Origin of the sequence: Mesorhizobium sp. PUT5, from assembly GCF_052216645.1 — a bacterium.
Lineage (GTDB): Bacteria > Pseudomonadota > Alphaproteobacteria > Rhizobiales > Rhizobiaceae > Mesorhizobium.
Map to the genome: position 1 here is coordinate 3328225 of NZ_JBQOSO010000003.1, position 21212 is coordinate 3349436.

Genomic DNA, 21212 nt, shown 5'->3' on the forward strand with positions numbered 1-21212 from the left:
ACAGGCCGTCTGCTTTTGGCTTCGGTTCCCGGGCGTCCTACCGCCGCAGCACCGCGCTCAGCACGTCGCGTATGCCGATGGCGCCGACGAAACGCGACTGCTCGTCGAACAGCGCAACCGGCGCGGTCTGCGAGCGGTGCATGGCCAGCATCACCACCTTGAGCGAGGTTCCGGGCGTGGCCCAGAACACCTGACTCCCGTCTTCCGGGTGCCGTTCGACATCGGCGCACGAGACCCATTCGACCGGCTTGCCGTTGCGCTCGGCCGCCACCACCAGCCCCTGCCCGTCCAGCTTGAAGCGCGTGGTTTGGCGCCGGTCCAGCCAGATCCAGCCCTCGCCGTCGGTGTCCAGTTCGTGCAGCGCGCGCATGACGTTCCACGCGGTCAGCACCGACAGCGGGTTCACGTTGGCGATGAAGTCGCGCACATAGTCGTTGGCGGGCTTCAGCACGATGTCTTCGGGCGCGCCGGTCTGCACGATCCGGCCGCCTTCCATGATGGTGATGTGGCTGCCGATCTTGAGCGCCTCCTCGAGATCGTGCGAGACGAACAGGATGGTCTTCTTCAGTTCCGCCTGGAGTTGCAGCAGCTCGTCCTGGAGTTTCGTGCGGATCAGCGGGTCGAGCGCCGAGAACGGCTCGTCCATCAGAAGGATCGGCGCGTCGGTGGCGAAGGCCCGCGCCAGGCCCACGCGCTGCTGCATGCCGCCCGACAGTTCGTGCGCGTATTTCTTCGACCATTGCTCCAGATTGACCAGCCTGAGCTGGCGGTGGACGCGCTCGCGGCGCTCGGCCTCCGGCACGCCGGCCAGTTCCAGCCCGAAGCCGACATTTTCCTCCACCGTGCGCCACGGCAGCAGGCCGAACTGCTGGAACACCATGGCGACCTGTCTCTGGCGCAAGCGCCGCAGCGTCGCCTCGTCGCAGGTCACGACATCGATCATGCGGTCGCCGTCCTTGACCAGAACCTGGCCGCGCGAGACCACGTTGAGGCGGTTGACGGCGCGCAGCAGCGTGGACTTGCCGGAGCCGGACAGCCCCATGAGGACGGAAATCTCGCCCTCGTTGACGGTGAGGTTGGCGCCCGCGCAGCCCAGCACGTTGCCGGTCTTCTCCAGGATCTCGGCGCGGCTGGCGCCGCGGTCGACCATGGCCAGCGCCTCGCGCGTGTCGGCGCCGAAAATGATGTCGACGTTGCGGAAATCGACGGCGACGCTCATTTCCTGCCTCCGACGCCGATGCGCGTCATGCGGTCGAGCACGATTGCCAGCACCACGATGGCCAGGCCGGATTCAAGGCCGAGGTCGATGCGGCGCGAGCCCAGCGCGCGGTTGATCTCCGTGCCGAGGCCGCCGGCGCCGATGAGCGCTGCGAACACCACCATGGACAAGGACAGCATGATCGACTGGGTCAGCCCCGCCATGATGGTGGGCAGCGCGGAAGGAAGCTCCACCTTCCACAGCAATTGCCGCCTGGTGGCGCCGAACGCCTCGCCCGCCTCCACGATGGCCGTCGGCACCGAGGTGATGCCGAGATATGTGAGCCTGACCGGCGTGGGGATGACGAAGATGATGGTCACGATCAGGCCCGGCGCGTTGCCCAGGCCGAACAGGGTGAGCACCGGGATCAGGTAGACGAAGGTCGGCAGCGTCTGCATCATGTCGAGCACGGGCAGCAGGAAACGGTAGACCTTCGGCTTGTGCGCGGCCCAGATGCCGAGCGGCACGCCGATGGCCATGGAGGCGGCGGCCGCCGCCACAACCAGCACCAGCGTCTGCACGGTCTGCTTCCACAGGCCCTGGTTGATGATGAAGAGCAGGCCGATCAGCACGCCGAAGGCCAGCGCCCTCGAGCGCTGCAGCCACCACGCCAGAAGCGCGATCAGCAGCGCGAGCAGCGAGGGCGGCAGCATGAGCAGCAGGTCCACCGTGCCGTCCAGGAGTGTGTTCAGCCCCCGCGACAGGCCCCGGAAGAACGTATCGAAATTGTCGGTGAGGAAGGTGAAGAAGTCCTTCCCCCACGTGCCGATCGGGATTTTCCAGGCTACCAGGAATTTCGAAATCGGATCCATGCGCCCCTCTCAACCCTCCTTGCCGCCCCGCCGCCGCCTCTCCCGCAAAGCTTTCCGTGGCGGCACGGAAAAAAAGGGCAGCCCTGGCACGGCGCTGCCCTTTTTTCATCCTTGCAGACGGACGCCGGCTCAGCTTCCCAGTGCGGTCTTGACCGCGGCGGCCGCGTCGCCGCCGTCGAAGGTGGTCACCCCCTCCAGCCAGGGCGTCACGGCGTCGGAATGCTTCTTGAGCCAGTCGGCGGCAACCGTGTTGGCATCGCCGCCCTTCAGGATGGCGTCCATCATCTCGCCTTCCATGTCGAGATTGAACTTCAGGTTGGCGATGAACTTGCCGGCATTCGGGCACTCGCTCGTGTAGCCCTTGCGCACATTGGTGTGAACGGTCGCCGCGCCGAAGCCGGAATCGCCCATGCCGTCGAGATAGGTGATCTTCATGGCGCCCATGACCGGATGCGGGGTCCAGCCGAGGAAGGCGATCCATTCCTTGTTCTTCATCGACTGCTCGGCCTGCGTGAGCATGCCGGCTTCCGACGACTCGACCAGTTCGAAGCCCTCCAGATTGTCGGCCGGGTTCTTGATCATGTCGAGGATGATGCGATTGCCGTCATTGCCGGCCTCGATGCCGTAGATCTTGGCACCGAACTTGTCCTTGAACTTGCCGAGATCGGTCAGCGTCTTGACGCCCGCCTCGGCGACGTAGTCGGGCACCACGATGCCGTAACCCGCTCCCGTCAGATTCTCGCTCACGGTCTCGACCGAGCCGTCCTCGGTATAGGGCTTGATGTCGTTGGTCATGGACGGCATCCAGTTGCCCAGGAAGACGTCGATGTCGTTGTTCTTCAGCGACGCATAGGTCACCGGCACCGAAAGCTGCTTGACGTCGGGCTCGTAGCCGAGCGCCGTGAGCAGCACCGAGGCGACGCCGGTGGTGGCCTGGATATCGGTCCAGCCCACATCCGACAGCCGCACGGTCTTGCAGCTTTCGGCATCGCCCGCAAAGGCGGCGCTCGTGGACAGGAACGTCGCCAGGCAGAGCCCGGCAGCAACGGATTTCATGCGCGACATGAACATTCTCCCATTCGGTTGGTTCCCAGTTCGATTTCTTCGGCCTGGCGGAAATGATTTTTCTTGCTTCGCCTGCCAGCCAAACATCATTCTTCAGCGGTTTCAAGCATCTGCACATCACGATAGGCGGCGCCGGTTGGCCGATCCGCGACACCGCCGTGCTTTTTTCACGCCAATTGCCGCCCAGGCCGAGCCATCCGCAATGCGCGGCATACGTGCATGACTGGAAATATCAAGGGATTCGCGGAGAAAAAAGCATAATTGGGTTAAGTTCACAAAGCTAACCAATTGAAATCACGTCAATTTGTTTAAAACACTGTTCGGAGCCGGCTCAACACCCTATATAGGACCAGGGCCGGCTGGCACGCAGCCGCCCACTCAACGTCACTTCATGACCATCCAACCGACAGGAGGACGATAGACCATTGCGGGTACTCGTACGTGATAACAATGTCGAACAGGCCATCAGGGCCCTCAAGAAAAAACTCCAACGCGAAGGCGTCTTCCGCGAGATGAAGGCGCGGCGCGCCTACGAGAAGCCTTCCGAGCGCCGCGGCCGCGAGAAGGCCGAAGCCATTCGTCGCTCGCGCAAGGCTGCACGCAAGCTCGCCATCCGCGAGGGCCTGATCGCCGCGCCGGCCAGGAAGCCGCGGCCTGCGCCGCGCAAGGCGGCTGCCCCGACGGCCACCGCATCGTAGGTTCGACGGCGCCAAGGGCTCCTTGTCCTTCGGGCGCGCCGATCATCCGTCCCCACACGGCGCCTGCCGGTGGCGGGCGGATGCGTCAGGCCGCTTCCGGCCACAGACCGCCCGTTCCGGTCGCGGATTTCTCCCTGCCCCCCGAACGATCGCCATGACCGCCACCGGTTGTGGGCGCCGCCAAAACCGCATATTTGAAAGCGAGCGCGGCGCGGCTTCTACGAGGGGAACTGATGCTTGATCCGATCGTGAGCTTCTTCACCTGGCTTTTCCAGTGGATCGGCCGCGGTCTCGGCTTTCTGATCGGCGTCATCCTGTGGCCGTTCATGTGGGCCGGCCGCTGGTATTGGGGGCGAAACTGGATGCTCCGGGGAGCGATCGGCGCCGTCCTGCTGGTGATCGTGGCCCTCTACGGCTATTTTTTCTACGTCACCCAGTTCTGGACAAACTTCAATCCGGACTATCCGGCAGCGCTTGCGGCAGCCCGCGAGAACACCGGCGCCGGCGACCCCGTCGGCACGGAAGCGGCCGGAAGCGGCACCGCCCAGCCGGCGCAGAGCTGCAAGCCTTCGGCAATCGCGGCCGTCTCGGCCGATCTGATCGACTTCAACGTCAACCAGAACGCCTGGATCTCGTCCATGGTGCTCTCCAAGCTCGGCCTGTTCGGCATCGAATGGAAGAACACGCCCTTCTTCGACAACAAGGCGGCCTTCCAGCTCGGGATCAACCAGGTGATGCGCCGCACCACGACCGAATTGGTCGACACGCTGGGACGCGTGCGCGGCACCTCGCAGATCGACCAGAACCTGCAGGACGCGCGCACCGCGCTGGCCTGGAGCGAGACCGCCTGGTACATCGGCCTGCGCGGGCCGACCCGCCCCACGCCCAGCGTCTACCGCGAGGCCATCAGGAAGCTGCGCGCCTTCAACGCCGGCCTCGAGAAGTGCCAGTCCACCTTCGATGCCCGCGCCGACAACCTGATGCAGTTCCTGGACCGCATCGCCGGCGACATCGGCTCGACCTCCGACATCCTGCGCCAGCGCATCGCCGCATCGGACGCCGGATGGTTCGACTTCCGCGCCGACGACCGCTTCTGGTTCGCCTACGGCCAGCTCTACGCCTATTACGGCATACTCGTGGCCGCCCGCTCCGACTTCGCCGCCGTCATCGCCGAGCGCAACCTCACGGCCCTGTGGACGCGCATGGAAGGCCAGTTGCGCACCTCGCTGAACGTGCAGCCCTGGATCATCTCCAACGGCAACGAGTCCAGCGCCTTCTTCCCCTCGCACCTTGCCACGATGGGTTTCAACCTGCTGCAGGTGCGCTCCAACATCGTCGAGTTGCGCTCGGTGCTGGAGCGCTGACCATGCCGCTTTTGCTGCGCAGGCCAGGCCGGCGCCTGTCGTTTTTCGCGCATTCCGCGCCTGTTTTGAGACGGCGGATCGCCCGCCTCTCGCGCTTGTATGCGCAACCTTGGGCGGGGAACGCCCGACCGATGAAAGCAATGGGAGCGCCTTCATGGCCGAAGTGAAGTCCGACATCCAGATCGCCCGCGCTGCGAAGAAGAAGCCGATCCAGGAGGTCGGCGGCAGGATAGGCATCCCCAACGAGCACCTCCTGCCCTATGGCCACGACAAGGCGAAGGTTTCGGCCGAGTTCATCAAGTCGGTGCAGGGCAACAAGGACGGCAAGCTGATCCTGGTCACCGCCATCAATCCGACGCCGGCCGGCGAAGGCAAGACCACCACGACGGTCGGCCTCGGCGACGGCCTGAACCGCATCGGCAAGAAGGCGGTGATCTGCATCCGCGAAGCCTCGCTCGGGCCGAATTTCGGCATGAAGGGCGGCGCCGCCGGCGGCGGCATGGCCCAGGTCGTTCCGATGGACGACATGAACCTGCACTTCACCGGCGATTTCCACGCCATCACCTCGGCCCACAATCTCCTGTCGGCGCTGATCGACAACCACATCTACTGGGGCAACGACCTGGGCATCGACATGCGCCGCGTCACCTGGCGCCGGGTCATGGACATGAACGACCGCGCGCTCCGGCAGATCGTATGCTCGCTCGGCGGGGTAGCCAACGGCTATCCGCGCGAGGCCGGCTTCGACATCACCGTCGCTTCCGAGGTGATGGCCATCCTGTGCCTGGCGCGCGACCTCAAGGACCTGCAGAAGCGGCTGGGCGACATCATCGTGGCCTACCGCCGCGACAAGAGCCCGGTCTTCGCCCGCGACCTCAAGGCCGACGGCGCCATGGCCGTGCTGCTCAAGGACGCCATCCAGCCCAACCTCGTGCAGACGCTGGAGAACAACCCCGCCTTCGTGCATGGCGGCCCGTTCGCCAACATCGCCCATGGCTGCAATTCGGTCATGGCCACCACCACGGCCTTGAAGCTCGGCGACTATGTCGTCACCGAAGCCGGCTTCGGCGCCGACCTGGGCGCGGAGAAATTCTTCGACATCAAGTGCCGCAAGGCGGGGCTGAAGCCGGCGGCAACGGTCATCGTCGCCACTGTGCGGGCGATGAAGATGAACGGCGGGGTGAAGAAGGAAGACCTTGGCCGGGAAGACGTCGAGGCGGTGAAGAGAGGCTGCCCCAATCTCGGCCGCCATATCGAGAACGTGCGCCAGTTCGGCGTGCCCGCCGTGGTGGCGATCAACCATTTCCATAGCGATACCGAAGCCGAGATCGAGGCGCTGAAGGACTACGTCGCTTCCATGGGCGAGGAGGCCATCCTGTGCAAGCACTGGGCGCAGGGCTCGGCCGGCATCGAGGAACTGGCGCACAAGGTCGTGCAACTGGCCGAATCGGGGGCCTCGCAGTTCGCGCCGCTCTATGCCGACGAACTGAAGCTGTTCGACAAGATCGACACCATCGTCAAGCGCATCTATCGCGGCTCGGAGGCGATCGCCGACAAGAGCGTGCGCGACCAGCTCCACCAGTGGGAGCAGGCCGGCTACGGCCACCTGCCGGTGTGCATGGCCAAGACGCAATATTCCTTCTCGACCGATCCGAACCTGCGCGGCGCGCCCACCGGCCACACGGTCGCCGTGCGCGAGGTACGGCTTTCGGCCGGCGCCGGCTTCGTCGTGGCCATCTGCGGCGAGATCATGACCATGCCCGGCCTGCCCTCCAAGCCTTCCTCCGAGAACATCTACCTCAACGAGGACGGCGAGATCGAAGGGCTGAGCTGACCGGCAAGACGAAGCGGGAGACGACGATGAAGAAAAGCATCGAGAAGATTTCCGGCGACACCGAAGGCGTCGCCTACGAATTCCCCGTCTTCCGCTTCGAAGGCTCGGACGACGCCGCACCCGGCGCCTACATCCAGGCAGCGCTCCATGCCGGCGAACTGCCGGGCACGGTGGCCATCGACGCGCTGATGCCGATGCTGGAGAAGGCGGAAGCCGAGGGGCGCATCCGCCAGCGCATCACCGCGGTGCCCTGGGCAAACCCGGTGGGACGCGCGCAATATTTCCTCGGCGAGCAGCAAGGCCGCTTCCACCTCGGCACCCGCACCAACTTCAACCGCGACTTCCCTCTGGTGGAGCGCCCGGACGCCGCGCTGCTGCCCGACACCTCGCTGGCCAGCGTCAACCAGAAGCTGAAGGCGCGGCTGCTCGCGCTCTCGCTGGGCCACGACATCGTGCTCGACCTTCACTGCGACGACGAGAGCGTGGCCTATCTCTACGTGCCAGCCGAGCTGTGGCCAGCCATGCAGGACTGCGCGGCGGCCATGGGCGTGGATGCGGTTCTGCTGTGGCAGGGCGCCTCCAATTCCGCCTTCGAGGAGGCTTCCGTCCACCCCTACCTGACGGGCGCGCGCGACCGGCTGGGCAAGGTCGCGGTCACCACGGTCGAATATCGCGGCCTGCGCGACGTCAACGGTGCGCTGGCGCGTTCCGATGCGGAAGGGCTCTACCGGCTGCTGGCGGCGCGCGGCGTGATCGTCGATCCTTCCGTGCCGGCGCCCGGCCCCTTCAAGGGCGTCGTCGCGCCGCTGGAGAACATCGACATGATGCCGGCCCCGAGAGCCGGCGCCGTCCTCTACGACGTCGCACCCGGCGAACGGGTGAAAAGAGGCGACCGGCTTGCCACCATCGTCCATGCGCCGGGAGAGAAGGACGGGCGCGCCGAAGTGTTCGCCCCGCAGGACGGCTATATCCTCACCCGCCGCTCCCACCGCATCACCCGCGCCGGCGACGACCTGGTCAAGCTGGTCGGCGAACAGCGCAGCGCCGACGCCCGTTCCGGCACGCTGGAGGACTGAGCGGCTCACGCCGCGTCGCTGTCGATTACAATTTTGTGAACGGCTCGAAAGGGCCGTCCGCTGCCCCATTCATGCCACAAACGGGGCCATCCTTCCGCTGCGCATAAAGTCGCCAAGGCTTTGCAAAACAACAATTTATTTTGAACTTCATGCGGGAGGCAGATATGAGTCCGGCGCGCTTTCGCTCGTCCTTCGCAACCCCTTCGAAGCTCCTGGCCGCCGCCATGGTCGGCACCCTGGCGCTGGCCGGCACCCCGCCGCCGGCAAACGCCCAATCCGCCCCCTCTTCCGCCGTTTCCGCGCCCTCGGGGCTGTGGCTGACGACGCCCTATCCGGAATTTTCCGCGCAGGCCGGCAAGGAGGTTTCCGTACCGCTCACCCTGCGCAACCACGGCCTGCCGCCGCAACGCGTGGAACTGGGCGTGACCGGGCTGCCGGAAGGCTGGGCCTGGGAGATGGACGGCGGCGGCAAGCCCGTGCGCGCGGCGATCGCCGCCTCCGATGCCTTTGTGGACCTGACGCTGAAGCTGACGCCGCCCGCCGGCGCCCCCGGCGACAAGCCGGTCGGCTTCACCGTGTCGGCGAAGGGCGACGGCGAGGCCCTGCAACTGCCCCTGCAGGTGACGCCCTCCAGGACCGAGCCGGCCAGGCTGACGCTCGAACCCAAACTGCCGGCGCTGCGCGGAACGGCGAAATCCGCCTTCGACTTCCAGGTCGACATCAAGAACGAGGGCCAGGAGGACACCACCGTCAACCTGCTCTCCAAGGCGCCGGACGGCTTCCAGGTCACCTTCAAGGAGGGCTACGGCTCGCAGGAACTGACCAGCCTGCCGCTCAAGGCCGGCGAGAAGAAGACGCTGTCCGTCAACGTGCAGCCGCCCCACTCGGCCCAGGCAGGCCAGTACCCCGTCGCCGTGGCCGCCGCGGCGGGCGACATCAGCGCCGACACCAGGCTGGTGCTCGACATCACCGGCCGGCCTTCCGTGTCGCTGTCGGGGCCCGAGGGGCGGCTTTCGGGCGATGCCACCGCCGGGCAGGAACGCACCTTCACCTTCACGCTTTCCAATTCCGGCTCCGCGCCGGCGCGCGACGTGGCCTTGTCGGCCACGCCACCCTCGGGCTGGAAGGTCGCCTTCAATCCCGAGAAGGTGGACGAGATCGCCCCCGGCGCCACCGCCAGTGTCGGCGTGTCGATGACGCCCTCGCAGCAGGCGATCGCCGGCGACTACATGGTCCCGGTGCGCGCCAACGGTTCCGGCGCCTCCGACAGCGCCAATTTCCGCGTCACCGTGCGCACCTCCACGCTGTGGGGCGTCACCGGGCTGGGCGTCATCGGCGCCTCGGCGCTGATCCTGGCCTTCGCCGTGACAAGGTACGGCCGCAGATGAGCCCCGCCCCCGAAGCACCCGTCATCGAGGCGCGGGGCCTTGCCAAGCGCTATGGCCGTGCCGTGGCCGTGGACGGCATCGACCTTACGGTGGAAAAGGGCGAGGTGTTCGGCCTGCTGGGGCCGAACGGCTCCGGCAAGACCACGACCATCCTGCTGCTGCTCGGCCTGACCGAACCGAGCGCCGGCGAAATCCGCGTGCTGGGGCTCGACCCGCTGCGCCGGCCGCTGGAGGTGAAGCGCCGCGTCGGCTACCTGCCCGACCAGATCGGCTTCTACGACCACCTGACCGCGCGCGAAAACCTCGCCTATACCGCCCGCCTCGCCGGCATCCCGTCGACCGAGGCGCAAGGGCGCATCGACGCCGCATTGGAGCGGGTGCGCCTGCCGGAGGTTCGCGACAGGCGCGTGGCCACCTTCTCGCGCGGCATGCGCCAGCGCCTGGGGCTGGCCGAGATGCTGGTCAAGCGGGCAGAGATCGCCATCCTCGACGAGCCGACCTCCGGCCTCGACCCGCAATCCACGCAGGAATTGCTGGAGCAGATCCGCGAACTGGCCGCCGAAGGCGTCACCATCGTGCTCTCCTCGCACCTGCTTTCGATGATGCAGACCATCTGCGACCGGGTGGCGCTGTTCCAGCGCGGCCGCATCGGGCTGATCGGCAGGGTCGGCGAACTGACCGCCGACGTGCTGGGCGGCACCCATGTGGTGGAGGTGGAGGCCGGCGGCGTCAACCTGCCTTCGGTGCTGGCCCATGCCCCGCACGTTTCGGGCGTCTCGCCGCTCGCGGGCGGCCGCTGGCGCGTCGACGCCGACGCCGACATCCGCGCCGACATCGCCCGGCACGTGGTGGCCGCCGGCGGGGCGCTGCGCTCGATGAGCATCCGCCAGTCCTCGCTGGACGAGGTCTACGCGCATTTCTTCGAAGGAGACAACCATGACGTCGCGGCGTGAGGGCTCGCCCTTCGCGGGCCTGTCGACGGTGGCGCTCAAGGAAGCCGCCGACCATATGAACTCCGCCCGCATCCATTTGGTGATGCTGCTGGTGCTGCTGACCGCCATCGGCTCCGTCTATGCCGCCATCGGCCAGATCAAGGCGACCGTCGGCGAGGACCAGTTCCTGTTCCTGCGCCTGTTCACCACCGCCGAGCAGCCCCTGCCCTCCTTCGTCTCCTTCCTCGGCTTCCTGGTGCCGCTGGTGGCGATCGCGCTGGGCTTCGACGCCATCAACGGCGAGTACAGCCGACGCACCATGTCGCGCATCCTGTCCCAGCCGATCTACCGCGACGCGCTGCTCACGGGAAAATTCCTCGGCGGCCTGCTGGTCATCGCCATCTGCCTGCTGGCGCTGTGGCTGCTGGTGACCGGGCTCGGCATGCTGCTGCTCGGCCTGCCGCCGAGCGGCGAGGAGATCGCGCGCGGGCTCGCCTTCCTGTTCGCCTCCTTCGTCTATGCCGGCGTGTGGCTGGCGGTGGCCATGGCCTTTTCCACGCTGGTGAAGTCGCCCGCCACCTCGGCGCTGTGCGCGCTGACGCTGTGGCTGGTGTTCTCCGTGTTCTGGCCGATGCTGGCGCCGCTGATCGCCGGCGCTCTGGCGCCGGTCGATCCGCTGGATCCGATGACCATGGTCCACCAGATCGACCTGCAGCAGGCGATCGCCCGCATCTCGCCCAACGTGCTTTACGGCGAGGCGACGTTGGCGCTGCTCAATCCCGCCACGCGCTCGCTCGGCCTGCTCTTCGCCAGCCAACTCAGCGGCGCCCTGATGGGCGCACCGCTGCCGCTGTCGGCCAGCTTCGCGCTGGTGTGGCCGCAGATCGCCGGCATGATCGCGGCGCTGTTGGTGCTATTCACCATCGCCTATGTCGCCTTCCAGCGGCAGGAGATCAGGGCTTAGGCGTCGCGCCGGGCTTTGGAGAGGGCGACGTCAAATCCCCTTGCCCTCCCCTCCATTCGCCGCTATGGAAAGCCCATGATCATGCGTTCTTCCAACACTGCCTGGTGGTGGGCCTGCTAGAAGCGGCCTGTCGCAGCGCGTGCGCGTGAACATGGATGGTGGCCGCAACGGGATGTCCGGGCGGCCATTTGTTTTTCCAGCCTCCGGGTTCCGTTGCCCAAGAGCGAATGGAGACGGCAATGACGGTGGAACTCCTGGACAACGGCGCCGAGCGCTTCATCACGGCAGGCGGCGTCGCGATCACCCGCGAGCGCCACGAAAAGCCCTATGCCGGCGCGATCGAGGCCTATCTCGACGGGCTGAACGAGCGCCGCGGCGCGGTGTTTTCCTCCAACTACGAATATCCGGGCCGCTACACGCGCTGGGACACCGCCATCATCGACCCGCCTCTGGTGATCTCCGCGCGCGGCCGCGCCATGAAGATCGAGGCGCTCAACGCCCGCGGCGAGGCGCTGCTTCCCGTCATCGGCAAGGCGGTCGGCGCGCTGGCCGAGGTCAGGATCGGCGAACGCGACACCCGGCTGATCCGGCTGGAGGTGGACAAGCCCGACCGGCCCTTCACCGAGGAGGAGCGCAGCCGCATGCCCTCGGTATTCACCGTGCTGCGCGCCGTCACCGATCTGTTCAAATCGCCGGAAGACGCCAATCTCGGCCTTTACGGCGCCTTCGGCTACGACCTCGCCTTCCAGTTCGACCCGGTGGAATACAGGTTGAAGCGCGCCGAGAGCCAGCGCGACCTGGTGCTCTACCTGCCCGACGAGATCCTCGTGGTCGACCATTATTCGGCCAAGGCCTGGACCGACCGCTACGACTATGCCGGGGAGGCCTTTTCCACCGCCGGCCTGCCGCGCGCGCCGGTCGTCGAGCCCTTCAGGCCGGCAGACCATGTGCCGCCGCGCGGCGACCATGAGCCGGGCGAATATGCAGGCCTCGTGGGGCGCGCGAAGGAAAGCTTCCATCGCGGCGACCTGTTCGAGGTCGTGCCCGGCCAGATGTTCTACGAGCGCTGCGAGACCGCCCCTTCCGAAATCTCGCGCAAGCTCAAGGCCATCAATCCCTCGCCCTATTCCTTCTTCATCAACCTGGGCGAAGGCGAATATCTGGTCGGGGCCTCGCCCGAGATGTTCGTGCGCGTCAGCGGCCGCCGCGTCGAGACCTGCCCGATCTCCGGCACCATCAAGCGCGGCGAGGACGCCATCGCCGACGCCGAGCAGATCATCAAGCTGCTCAACTCCAAGAAGGACGAGTCGGAACTCACCATGTGCTCCGACGTTGACCGCAACGACAAGAGCCGCGTGTGCGAGCCGGGGTCCGTGCGTGTCATCGGCCGGCGCCAGATCGAAATGTATTCGCGCCTCATCCACACGGTGGACCACATCGAGGGCCGGCTGCGCGAAGGCATGGACGCCTTCGACGCCTTCCTTACCCACGCCTGGGCCGTCACCGTCACGGGCGCGCCGAAATTATGGGCCATGCGCTTCATCGAGCAGAACGAGAAGAGCCCGCGCGCCTGGTATGGCGGGGCCGTCGGCATGGTGCATTTCAACGGCGACCTCAACACGGGGCTGACGCTGCGCACCATCCGCATCAAGGACGGCATCGCCGAGGTTCGCGCCGGCGCCACGCTGCTGTATGATTCCGTCCCCGAGGACGAGGAAGCCGAAACAGAACTGAAGGCATCCGCCATGCTCTCCGCCATCCGCGACGCCAAGGTCGGGAACTCTCCTTCCGCCGAGCGGGCCACCGCCCGCGTCGGCGACGGCGTCAACATCCTGCTGGTCGACCACGAGGACTCCTTCGTCCACACGCTGGCCAACTATTTCCGCCAGACCGGAGCCAATGTCTCCACGGTGCGGACGCCGGTGGCCGACGAACTGTTCGACCGGCTGAAGCCCGATCTCGTCGTGCTTTCGCCCGGGCCCGGCACGCCCAGGGACTTCGACTGCGCCGCAACCATCAAGAAGGCGCGCGCGCGCGGCCTGCCGATCTTCGGTGTCTGCCTCGGCCTTCAGGCGCTGGCCGAAGCCTATGGCGGAGAGCTGCGGCAATTGCGCGTGCCCGTGCACGGCAAGCCCTCGCGCATCAAGGTCTCGAAGCCCGGCATCATCTTCTCCGGCCTGCCCGGCGAAGTCACTGTCGGCCGCTATCACTCGATCTTCGCCGATCCGGCCACCCTGCCGCCGGAGTTCACCGTCACCGCCGAGACCGACGACGGCGTCATCATGGCCTTCGAGCATGAGAAGGAGCCTGTCGCGGCCGTGCAGTTCCACCCCGAATCGATCATGAGCCTGGGTCACGACGCCGGCATGCGCATGATCGAGAACGTGGTGGTGCACCTGCCGCGCAAGGCGAAGGAAAAGGCGGCCTGACAAGCGCATGACTGCGATCGCGGATCAAAAGGCGGCATCCAAGCGACGGGTCGCGACGCTCGCCATCTGGTCGATCGTCGTCGCCTTCGTGGTGACGGCGCTCAAGCTGCTGGCCTGGCGCATGACCGGCTCGGTCGCGCTCTATTCGGACGCCCTGGAATCGATCGCGAACGTGGTCACGGCGATGGCCGCCTATTGGGCGATCCTCGTCAGCCACACGCCGGCCGACGAGGACCATCCCTTCGGTCACCACAAGGCCGAGTATTTCTCGGCCGTGCTGGAAGGCGTGCTGATCGTCGTGGCCGCCCTGCTCATCCTTGCCCAGGTCTGGCAATCGCTGCGCAACCCGCTGCCGCTGGAGGAGCCGTGGCCGGGTCTTGCGGTGAACACCGGCGCGGCCTTCATAAATGCCGCATGGGCCTGGGTGCTCATCCGCAACGGACGCGCGCAGAAGTCGCCGGCACTGGTGGCGGACGGCCAGCACATCATGACCGACGTCGTCACCTCCTTCGGGGTGCTCGTGGGGCTGGTGGCCGCCGTGCTGACCGGCTGGCACCTGCTCGACCCGCTGCTGGCGCTGCTGGTCGCCATCAACATCCTCTACCAGGGATGGAGGGTGACCCGCGAATCGCTCAGCGGCCTGATGGACCGTGCCGTCAACGTGCAGGAGAACATGCGCATCCGCGACATCATCTCCGCCAACTCGAAGGGCGCGCTGGAGGTGCACGACCTCAAGACCCGCATCGCCGGCCGCGCCACCTTCATCGAGTTCCACCTGGTGGTGGATGCGGGCATGTCGGTCGGCGAAAGCCATGTCATCTGCGATCGCATCGAGGACGCGCTGAAGGCCGAGATACCCTCCGTGCGCATCACCATCCATGTCGAGCCGGACGACGAGGCCAAGTTGCCCAGGGGTACGGCCGCCGTCCCCTTCGCCTGAGGCAGGCCGGCGGCGCGGCCCCTTCCCGGACAAAGGACTTGAACGGAAGGCCCGGAACGAAGAAAGTCGTCTCCGCGACGGTTGCCGGTCTGCCCGTTGCCCTGCTTTGCTTCCCAACTGGCCGGTGCGGGACCGAAGGGAGAAGGAATATGTATGGCCTGATCGGAAAGCTGCGTGCCGCGCCGGGCAAGCGGGAGGAAGTGGTCGGCATCCTGCTGGAGGCCACGGGTTCGCTGCCCGGCTGCCTCAGCTATATCGTCGCGCGCGATCCGGCCGACACCAACGCGATCTGGGTGACGGAGGTGTGGACCGACGCCGAGAGCCACAAGACCTCGCTGTCGCGCCCCGACGTGCAGGCGGCGATCGCCCGGGCCCGGCCGCTGATCGCCGGGTTCGACTTCCAGGTCGAGACCGCTCCGGCCGGCGGCTTCGGCCTGCCCGCATAGCCGGGGTTGCGATCCGGCCGCGAAGGAGCGCTGCTGCGACCATATCGGCGCCGCTGCTCTATCTATTTGTTTTTGCCGCGTTTGTGCGACGTCAACTGTTTCCACTTGGCTGCAAACGCATTAGAGCCTTTCATGGTTACACGGAACCATGAAAGGCTCTAAGACCTCTCGCATGGATCAGACCCCCCAGGCCGAAGACAGGCTGCCGCTCCAGGAAGTCGCGCCCGCCGCGCAATGGCTTCTGCTTGCCCTGCTTTCGGCCGGGCTCGCCATGGGCCTCGAGATGGCCTCCCTGCCCGCCGCCTGGCTGATAGGGCCGATGCTCGCCGGCATCCTGGCCGGCACCAACGGCGCCACCGTGCGCATGCCGCGACCGGTCTTCGCCCTGGCGCAGGCGGTCATCGGCTGCCTGATCGCCAGTTCGATCTCGCCCACGATATTCGGCGTCGTCTATGCCGACTGGCCGCTGTTCCTCGGCGCCGTCGTCGCCACGGTCGCGGCATCGAGCCTGCTGGGCTGGCTGATCAGCCGCTGGCGGGTGCTGCCCGGCACCACGGCCGTGTGGGGATCCACGCCGGGAGCGGCGACGGCCATGGTGCTGATGGCGGGCGCCTTCGGCGCCGACCAGCGCCTCGTGGCCTTCATGCAGTACCTGCGCGTGCTGCTGGTTTCGATGACGGCGGCGCTGGTCGCCCGGCTGTTCGTCGACACCTCCGGCGTCGAAGTTCCGGCGATCGTATGGTTTCCGCCGCTCCAGGCCGGCCCGTTCGCCACCACCATCCTCGTCGCGGTCACCGGAACGCTGGCCGGCATGGCCCTGCGGCTGCCCTCGCCCCATTTTCTCGGCACGATGATCCTGGGCACCGTGCTGCATCTCGGCTTCGACGCCGAGTTCCAGTTGCCGCAATGGCTTCTGGCGGCGAGCTACGCGCTGATCGGCTGGGCGATCGGCCTCAATTTCACGCGGCCCGTGCTGCGCCACGCCGCCCGCGCCCTGCCGCAGATCCTCGGCTCGATCGTGGCACTCGTCGCCTTCTGCGGCGGGCTGGGATGGCTGATCAGCAGCACGCTGGGCATCGACCCGCTTTCGGCCTATCTGGCCACCAGCCCGGGCGGCATGGATTCGGTCGCAATCATCGCAGCCGCGGCCCAGAACGTGGACATATCCTTCATCATGGCCCTGCAGACCGCCCGCTTCCTCGTGGTGCTGCTGCTGGGTCCCGGGCTCGCCCGTCTGGTTGCCGCAACGGTCAAGGCATGACGACCCTTGCCTCGGGGCATGCGCTGCTGTAAAGAGAGCGCCCATGACAAAGCGTTCCGCATCGACCGCCTCGCGCCCGGCCATCCTGGCCGGCGAGACCGTGCGCGCGCTTGCCTCCAGCCTTCTGCTTCTCGGCCTTATCGGCGATCGCCGGGCTCGTTGAAGGAGCGTCCGGCGGTCGAGTTGCCGCCAGGCATGCGCTCCTTTGCTCTTCACATCCGAACCGAATTTCTGGTTTAAGTCCGCCTGACGACGCGCTTGGCGCAGGGCGGCAGAGAGAACGAGACCGAGATGAACAAGACGACTTCCGAACCTGCCGTATCGGCCCGCCACGGCATGCCGACCGCCGGCGCCAAATATGCCTCCTACCCCACGGTGAACCTGCCCGACCGCACCTGGCCCTCGAAAGTGATCGAGAAGGCGCCGGTCTGGTGCTCGGTGGACCTGCGCGACGGCAACCAGGCGCTGGTCAACCCGATGGGCCATGAGCGCAAGGCGCGCATGTTCCGGCTGTTGCTGGACATGGGCTTCAAGGAAATCGAGATCGGCTTTCCTTCCGCCTCGCAGACCGATTTCGATTTCGCCCGCTGGTGCATCGAAAACGGCGACGTGCCCGACGGCGTCGATCTCCAGGTTCTGGTGCAATGCCGGCCCGAACTGATTTCGCGTACCTTCGAGGCGTTGGAGGGCGCCAGGACGCCGATCGTGCATTTCTACAACTCCACCAGCGAGTTGCAGCGCCGCGTCGTGTTCGAGAAGGACGTGCGCGGCATCAAGAGGATCGCCACCGATGCCGCCAAGATGATCACCGACATGGCGGCCAAGGCCGGCGGCGGCTACCGGTTCGAATATTCGCCGGAAAGCTTCACCGGCACGGAGCTGGAGGTGGCGCTGGAGATCTGCAACGCGGTCGCCGAGATCGTGAAGCCGACGCCGGAGAACAAGCTGATCCTCAACCTGCCGTCGACCGTCGAGATGTCGACGCCCAACGTCTATGCCGACCGCATCGAATGGATGTGCCTCAACCTCGACAACCGTGAAAATCTCATCATTTCGCTGCATCCGCACAACGACCGCGGCACCGGCATCGCCAGTACCGAACTCGGCCTGATGGCGGGAGCCGATCGCGTCGAAGGCACCCTGTTCGGCAACGGCGAACGCACCGGCAACGTCAACATCGTCACGCTGGCGCTGAACATGTACACGCAGGGCGTCGATCCCATGCTGGACTGCACCGACATCAACCGCATGAAGGACGTCTACGAATATTCCAACCAGTTGGTGATCCCGGAACGGCACCCCTATGTCGGCGAACTGGTCTACACCGCCTTCTCGGGCTCGCACCAGGACGCCATCAACAAGGGCATGAAGGCCGCGGCCAAGGCCAACTCGCCGATCTGGGAGGTGCCTTACCTGCCGATCGACCCGCAGGATGTCGGCCGCTCCTACGAGGCGATCATCCGCATCAATTCCCAGTCGGGCAAGGGCGGCATCGCCTATGTGCTCCAGGCCGACTACGGGCTGAACCTGCCGCGCAATCTCCAGATCGAGTTCAGCCGCGAAGTCCAGGCCATCACCGATGCCGAAGGCAAGGAATTGCCTTCCAGCCGCATCCATGACGAGTTCCGCAAGCTCTATGTCGACCAGCCCGGCGCGCGCTTCAAATATGTCGATCACCGCACCTATCCCGACGAGAAGGTGAAAGGGCGGCGCGTGCTGGAGGCCACCATACTCGACGGCGGCCGGGAAGTGCGGGTCAACGGCGTCGGCACGGGGCCGATCGACAGCTTCGTCGACGCGCTCGCGCGCCATGCCGGCGTGGAGATGTCGGTGCTCGACTATTCCGAGCATTCGCTGCAGCGGGGCTCCGACGCCTCGGCCATCTCCTATCTCGAGATGGAGCACGGCAGCGGCAAGCTGTTCGGCGTCGGCATCAACACCAACATTTCCTCCGCCTCGCTGGAGGCCGTGGTGTCTGCGGCCAACCGAATCGTCGGCACCACGGCGGGCTGACGCAAGCGAACGGACGAACCCGACCGCACCGTTTCGGTCGGGTTCGCCCCCCAAAGGCGCGCGCAACCTCCCCTTACAGCGGCATAAACGCAACGAAACGGCCGTTCCGGCGTTTCGCAAGCCGCTGAAAACGTGCAAACAGCAGTTGTGGCTTGTGCGGCAACGCATGGACGATATGATCGACTCGACTTGTGCCGACTTGAAGGGTTTCGACACTTGCAGCATTCCACGCCTGCCGCCCCCGCAGTGCGCGAAACGCTGGAGCGCTTGCTTGCCAGCCAGACTTTCAGCCGTTCGGAACGATCCCGCAATCTGTTGACCTATCTGGTCGAGAAGGAACTGGCCGGCGAGGCCGACCGGCTCAAGGGCTATTCGATCGCGATGGACGTCTTCGGCAAGAACGCCGATTTCGATTCCTCGACAGACGCCGTGGTGCGGGTGCAGGCGCGCCGCCTGCGCAACCTCCTCGACCAATATTTCTCCACCGAAGGGGAGAACGAACCGCTTCGCATCTCCATCCCGCGCGGCAGCTATGTGCCGGCATATGAGCTTGTCCCTGGCGCGGACGGCGGCATGCAGGCCACGGATACCCGGCAGGCCCCGCCGGCCGGCGCACCGGCGGTTGCCACACCCTCCGCGGTGGCCGCTCCTCGCCGCTTCCCTTCCTGGTGGGTGGCGCTGGCGCTCGTCGCCGTGGTCCTCGGCTTTTCGCTGTTGCTGTCCGCACCGCTTGGTCCGGTTCTGAGCCGGATCGCGGCGCCGGCGGCGCCGGACATCGTGACAAGCAGCGTCCACGTGTCGACGCCGGACGAACTGCCCATCGTCTACATGACCTTGAGCAGCGAGGATGAGGCCACCCTGCGGCTTGGCTCGGCCATGCGCAGCGGGCTTTCCGGCTTCGACACCATCGAGTTCATCGGCCGCGCGCCGCCCGTCAAGCCGGACGCCGCCGCCGATCCCATCAGCTTCGTCTTCCATGTGGCGCCAGGCTCCGATGCCGGCAGCGTGTCGATCGAGTTGCAGAGCATCGGCTCCGGCCGGGTTTTATTTTCGCGCGTCGCCGCCGCCCGGCAGGCCGGGTCGGGCGAAGCGGACGACATCGTCGCAAGCGTGCTGAGCGCGACCATCCCGGCTTCGGGAACCATCTACACCTATCTCGATCAGATCGGCCAGGACCGCGGCCTCACCCATTGCCTGCTTCTGAACGACAACTACTACCTCGACCCCAATTCGCGCACCCATCAGGCGGCTTACAGGTGCTTCGAAGCCCTGATCGCGCAACAGGCGAAATCGGCGCTGATCTATTCCGAGATGTCGGCCCTGCACATGGAAGCCGTCACCGACGGCTACAAATATCCGCCCGGCGCCACCGTCGACCAGGCGACGGCCCTTGCGCACCGGGCGCTGCAGATGGCATCCGCCAGCCCCTATGTCTACCGGGCGAGCGGCTTCCTCAATTCCCGCATCGGCAATTCGGAAGAGTCCATCCGGTGGATGAAGAAGGCCTATGAACTGAACACCTACGACCTCTCGATGGCGGCAGCCTATGCCTATGGCCTGATCTTCGCCGGCAGGTACGAGGAAGGAACCCCGATCATGGCGCGCGCCGTGGACCTGTCCAGCGCCCATCCGCAATGGTGGGATTTCGGGCTGTTTGCGTCCGCCCTTTCCCTTGGCGACAAGGCGCAGGCGATCCGCGCCGCCATGTCCCTGCATCCGGCGGGCATCAAGCCGCACTATCTCGCCGCGCGCCTCATCGCCGCCGATCTTGCCGGCGATGAGACGGCCAAGGTCGATCTGCGTGACGAACTGGCCAATCACTTTCCCCAGCTCACCGTCAATCCGCGCGCCATTTTCGAGCATCGCATGTACCCGCCCGACCTGACCGAGCACCTGCTCCAGGCATTGCGGGCCGCCGGCGTCGGCACGGGGAGTTGAACGCCATGACGGCACGCCTTCATGTACAGGAAAACGGCGCCGGCACGCAGGCCATGCTGTTGCTGCATGGTTTCGGGGGCACCCATGCCGACTGGGCCGGTCTGGTCCCCAGCCTTGCAGAAGGGGCGCGGGTGGTGGCTTTCGACCTGCCCGGCCATGGCCGCTCCCTGGATTATCCCGGCGCGGGGCCGGCCAAGCTTGCCGCCGCTGCGGTGCTGGCCGACATGGACGCCCGCGGCATCGGCAGCGCCCATGTCGCGGGCCATTCCATGGGTGGCGCGGTGGCGGTGCTGATGGCGCTGGCAGCGCCCCAGCGCGTGGCCTCGCTGACGCTGCTGGCGCCCGGCGGCTTCGGCGAGGAGATCAATGCCCCGCTGCTGCGCCGCTACGCCGCCGCCACGGAGCCGGCCGATATCCGCTCCTGTCTGGCCGAGATGTCGGGGCCGGGCCACGACGTGCCGCAGCGGGCGGTGGATATGCGCGTGGCCATGCGCGCCCTGCCGGGACAGGCGCAGAAGCTGGTCGAGATCGCCGCCGCCATGACGCGCGGCGACCGGCAAGGCAGGATTCCGCGCGAGATGCTGGCCGGCCTTTCCATGCCGGTTTCGGTGGCATGGGGCAGCCACGACCGCGTGCTGCCCGTCTCCCAAGCGGACGACCTGCCGCCGGCCTTCCGGCTGCATCGCGTGGAAGGCGCCGGTCATATGCTGATCGACGAGGCGCCTGGTCTGGTGGCGGGCCTGATCCTCGCCGCGATGGAGCGGACGCAAGGCGAAGGCCGCTGACGTTCGGCC

The 21212-nt window shown here is 66.5% G+C and carries 17 protein-coding genes; 14 read left to right on the forward strand and 3 right to left on the reverse strand.

Annotated elements, in window-relative coordinates; all coding sequences use genetic code 11:
• Positions 1-37: 37 nt before the first annotated feature.
• From choV to ACTDI4_RS17795, 3 genes are all read right to left on the reverse strand, one after another.
• On the reverse strand, positions 38-1219 hold the full coding sequence (gene choV, locus ACTDI4_RS17785) for a choline ABC transporter ATP-binding protein (RefSeq protein WP_442842415.1): 1182 nt from the start codon (positions 1217-1219) through the stop codon (positions 38-40).
• Complete coding sequence (choW, locus tag ACTDI4_RS17790; RefSeq protein WP_442842416.1) at positions 1216-2070, reverse strand: choline ABC transporter permease subunit; 855 nt, start codon at positions 2068-2070, stop codon at positions 1216-1218. The genes choV and choW overlap by 4 nt, the downstream gene beginning before the upstream one ends.
• Before the next feature lie 129 nt (positions 2071-2199).
• Complete coding sequence (locus ACTDI4_RS17795; protein WP_442842417.1) at positions 2200-3135, reverse strand: choline ABC transporter substrate-binding protein; 936 nt, start codon at positions 3133-3135, stop codon at positions 2200-2202.
• A 425-nt stretch (positions 3136-3560) separates the two neighbouring features.
• Here ACTDI4_RS17795 and rpsU point away from each other — a divergent pair, with 425 nt between their 5' ends.
• From rpsU to ACTDI4_RS17865, 14 genes are all read left to right on the forward strand, one after another.
• Entirely contained in the window at positions 3561-3833 is a 273-nt protein-coding gene (gene rpsU / locus ACTDI4_RS17800) for a 30S ribosomal protein S21 (RefSeq protein WP_442842418.1), read from the forward strand.
• 233 nt (positions 3834-4066) lie between these two features.
• Positions 4067-5197: a DUF2333 family protein gene (locus tag ACTDI4_RS17805; protein ID WP_442842419.1), complete on the forward strand. Its 1131-nt coding sequence runs from the start codon at positions 4067-4069 to the stop codon at positions 5195-5197.
• Between the two features lie 154 nt (positions 5198-5351).
• Entirely contained in the window at positions 5352-7031 is a 1680-nt protein-coding gene (locus tag ACTDI4_RS17810) for a formate--tetrahydrofolate ligase (RefSeq protein WP_442842420.1), read from the forward strand.
• A gap of 26 nt (positions 7032-7057) precedes the next feature.
• Positions 7058-8107, forward strand: a complete 1050-nt coding sequence (locus tag ACTDI4_RS17815; protein ID WP_442842421.1) for a peptidase M14 — start codon at positions 7058-7060, stop codon at positions 8105-8107.
• Positions 8108-8271: 164 nt separating this feature from the next.
• Positions 8272-9495, forward strand: coding sequence for an NEW3 domain-containing protein (locus ACTDI4_RS17820; protein WP_442842422.1), 1224 nt, complete (start codon positions 8272-8274; stop codon positions 9493-9495).
• Positions 9492-10448 carry an ABC transporter ATP-binding protein gene (locus tag ACTDI4_RS17825; protein WP_442842423.1) on the forward strand — a complete coding sequence of 319 codons (957 nt, stop codon included), beginning with the start codon at positions 9492-9494 and terminating at the stop codon, positions 10446-10448. Before ACTDI4_RS17820 ends, ACTDI4_RS17825 begins: the two co-directional genes overlap by 4 nt.
• Positions 10432-11391, forward strand: a complete 960-nt coding sequence (locus tag ACTDI4_RS17830; RefSeq protein WP_442842424.1) for an ABC transporter permease — start codon at positions 10432-10434, stop codon at positions 11389-11391. The genes ACTDI4_RS17825 and ACTDI4_RS17830 overlap by 17 nt, the downstream gene beginning before the upstream one ends.
• 239 nt (positions 11392-11630) lie before the next feature.
• Positions 11631-13820 (forward strand): anthranilate synthase, encoded by a 2190-nt coding sequence (locus ACTDI4_RS17835; RefSeq protein WP_442842425.1) that lies wholly within the window; start codon positions 11631-11633, stop codon positions 13818-13820.
• 7 nt (positions 13821-13827) lie between these two features.
• Positions 13828-14760 (forward strand): cation diffusion facilitator family transporter, encoded by a 933-nt coding sequence (locus tag ACTDI4_RS17840; protein ID WP_442842426.1) that lies wholly within the window; start codon positions 13828-13830, stop codon positions 14758-14760.
• A 149-nt stretch (positions 14761-14909) separates the two neighbouring features.
• Positions 14910-15206, forward strand: coding sequence for a putative quinol monooxygenase (locus ACTDI4_RS17845; RefSeq protein WP_442842427.1), 297 nt, complete (start codon positions 14910-14912; stop codon positions 15204-15206).
• A 172-nt stretch (positions 15207-15378) separates the two neighbouring features.
• Positions 15379-16467 (forward strand): AbrB family transcriptional regulator, encoded by a 1089-nt coding sequence (locus ACTDI4_RS17850; RefSeq protein WP_442842428.1) that lies wholly within the window; start codon positions 15379-15381, stop codon positions 16465-16467.
• 291 nt (positions 16468-16758) lie between these two features.
• Positions 16759-18480 carry a 2-isopropylmalate synthase gene (gene leuA / locus ACTDI4_RS17855; RefSeq protein WP_442842429.1) on the forward strand — a complete coding sequence of 574 codons (1722 nt, stop codon included), beginning with the start codon at positions 16759-16761 and terminating at the stop codon, positions 18478-18480.
• A gap of 216 nt (positions 18481-18696) precedes the next feature.
• Positions 18697-20418, forward strand: a complete 1722-nt coding sequence (locus tag ACTDI4_RS17860) for a tetratricopeptide repeat protein (protein ID WP_442842430.1) — start codon at positions 18697-18699, stop codon at positions 20416-20418.
• A 5-nt stretch (positions 20419-20423) separates the two neighbouring features.
• Positions 20424-21203: an alpha/beta fold hydrolase gene (locus ACTDI4_RS17865; protein ID WP_442842431.1), complete on the forward strand. Its 780-nt coding sequence runs from the start codon at positions 20424-20426 to the stop codon at positions 21201-21203.
• Positions 21204-21212: the final 9 nt, after the last annotated feature.

Excerpts from the sequence above, each read along its gene's own strand:
- ACTDI4_RS17830 (WP_442842424.1), top strand. The coding sequence starts at position 10,432 with ATGACGTCGCGGCGTGAGGGCTCGCCCTTCGCGGGCCTGTCGACGGTG.
- ACTDI4_RS17810 (WP_442842420.1), top strand. The coding sequence starts at position 5,352 with ATGGCCGAAGTGAAGTCCGACATCCAGATCGCCCGCGCTGCGAAGAAG.
- ACTDI4_RS17805 (WP_442842419.1), top strand. The coding sequence starts at position 4,067 with ATGCTTGATCCGATCGTGAGCTTCTTCACCTGGCTTTTCCAGTGGATC.
- leuA (WP_442842429.1), top strand. The coding sequence starts at position 16,759 with ATGAACAAGACGACTTCCGAACCTGCCGTATCGGCCCGCCACGGCATG.
- ACTDI4_RS17840 (WP_442842426.1), top strand. The coding sequence starts at position 13,828 with ATGACTGCGATCGCGGATCAAAAGGCGGCATCCAAGCGACGGGTCGCG.
- ACTDI4_RS17795 (WP_442842417.1), bottom strand. The coding sequence starts at position 3,135 with ATGTCGCGCATGAAATCCGTTGCTGCCGGGCTCTGCCTGGCGACGTTC.
- ACTDI4_RS17835 (WP_442842425.1), top strand. The coding sequence starts at position 11,631 with ATGACGGTGGAACTCCTGGACAACGGCGCCGAGCGCTTCATCACGGCA.
- ACTDI4_RS17815 (WP_442842421.1), top strand. The coding sequence starts at position 7,058 with ATGAAGAAAAGCATCGAGAAGATTTCCGGCGACACCGAAGGCGTCGCC.
- ACTDI4_RS17845 (WP_442842427.1), top strand. The coding sequence starts at position 14,910 with ATGTATGGCCTGATCGGAAAGCTGCGTGCCGCGCCGGGCAAGCGGGAG.
- ACTDI4_RS17820 (WP_442842422.1), top strand. The coding sequence starts at position 8,272 with ATGAGTCCGGCGCGCTTTCGCTCGTCCTTCGCAACCCCTTCGAAGCTC.
- ACTDI4_RS17825 (WP_442842423.1), top strand. The coding sequence starts at position 9,492 with ATGAGCCCCGCCCCCGAAGCACCCGTCATCGAGGCGCGGGGCCTTGCC.
- ACTDI4_RS17850 (WP_442842428.1), top strand. The coding sequence starts at position 15,379 with ATGGATCAGACCCCCCAGGCCGAAGACAGGCTGCCGCTCCAGGAAGTC.
- choW (WP_442842416.1), bottom strand. The coding sequence starts at position 2,070 with ATGGATCCGATTTCGAAATTCCTGGTAGCCTGGAAAATCCCGATCGGC.
- choV (WP_442842415.1), bottom strand. The coding sequence starts at position 1,219 with ATGAGCGTCGCCGTCGATTTCCGCAACGTCGACATCATTTTCGGCGCC.
- ACTDI4_RS17865 (WP_442842431.1), top strand. The coding sequence starts at position 20,424 with ATGACGGCACGCCTTCATGTACAGGAAAACGGCGCCGGCACGCAGGCC.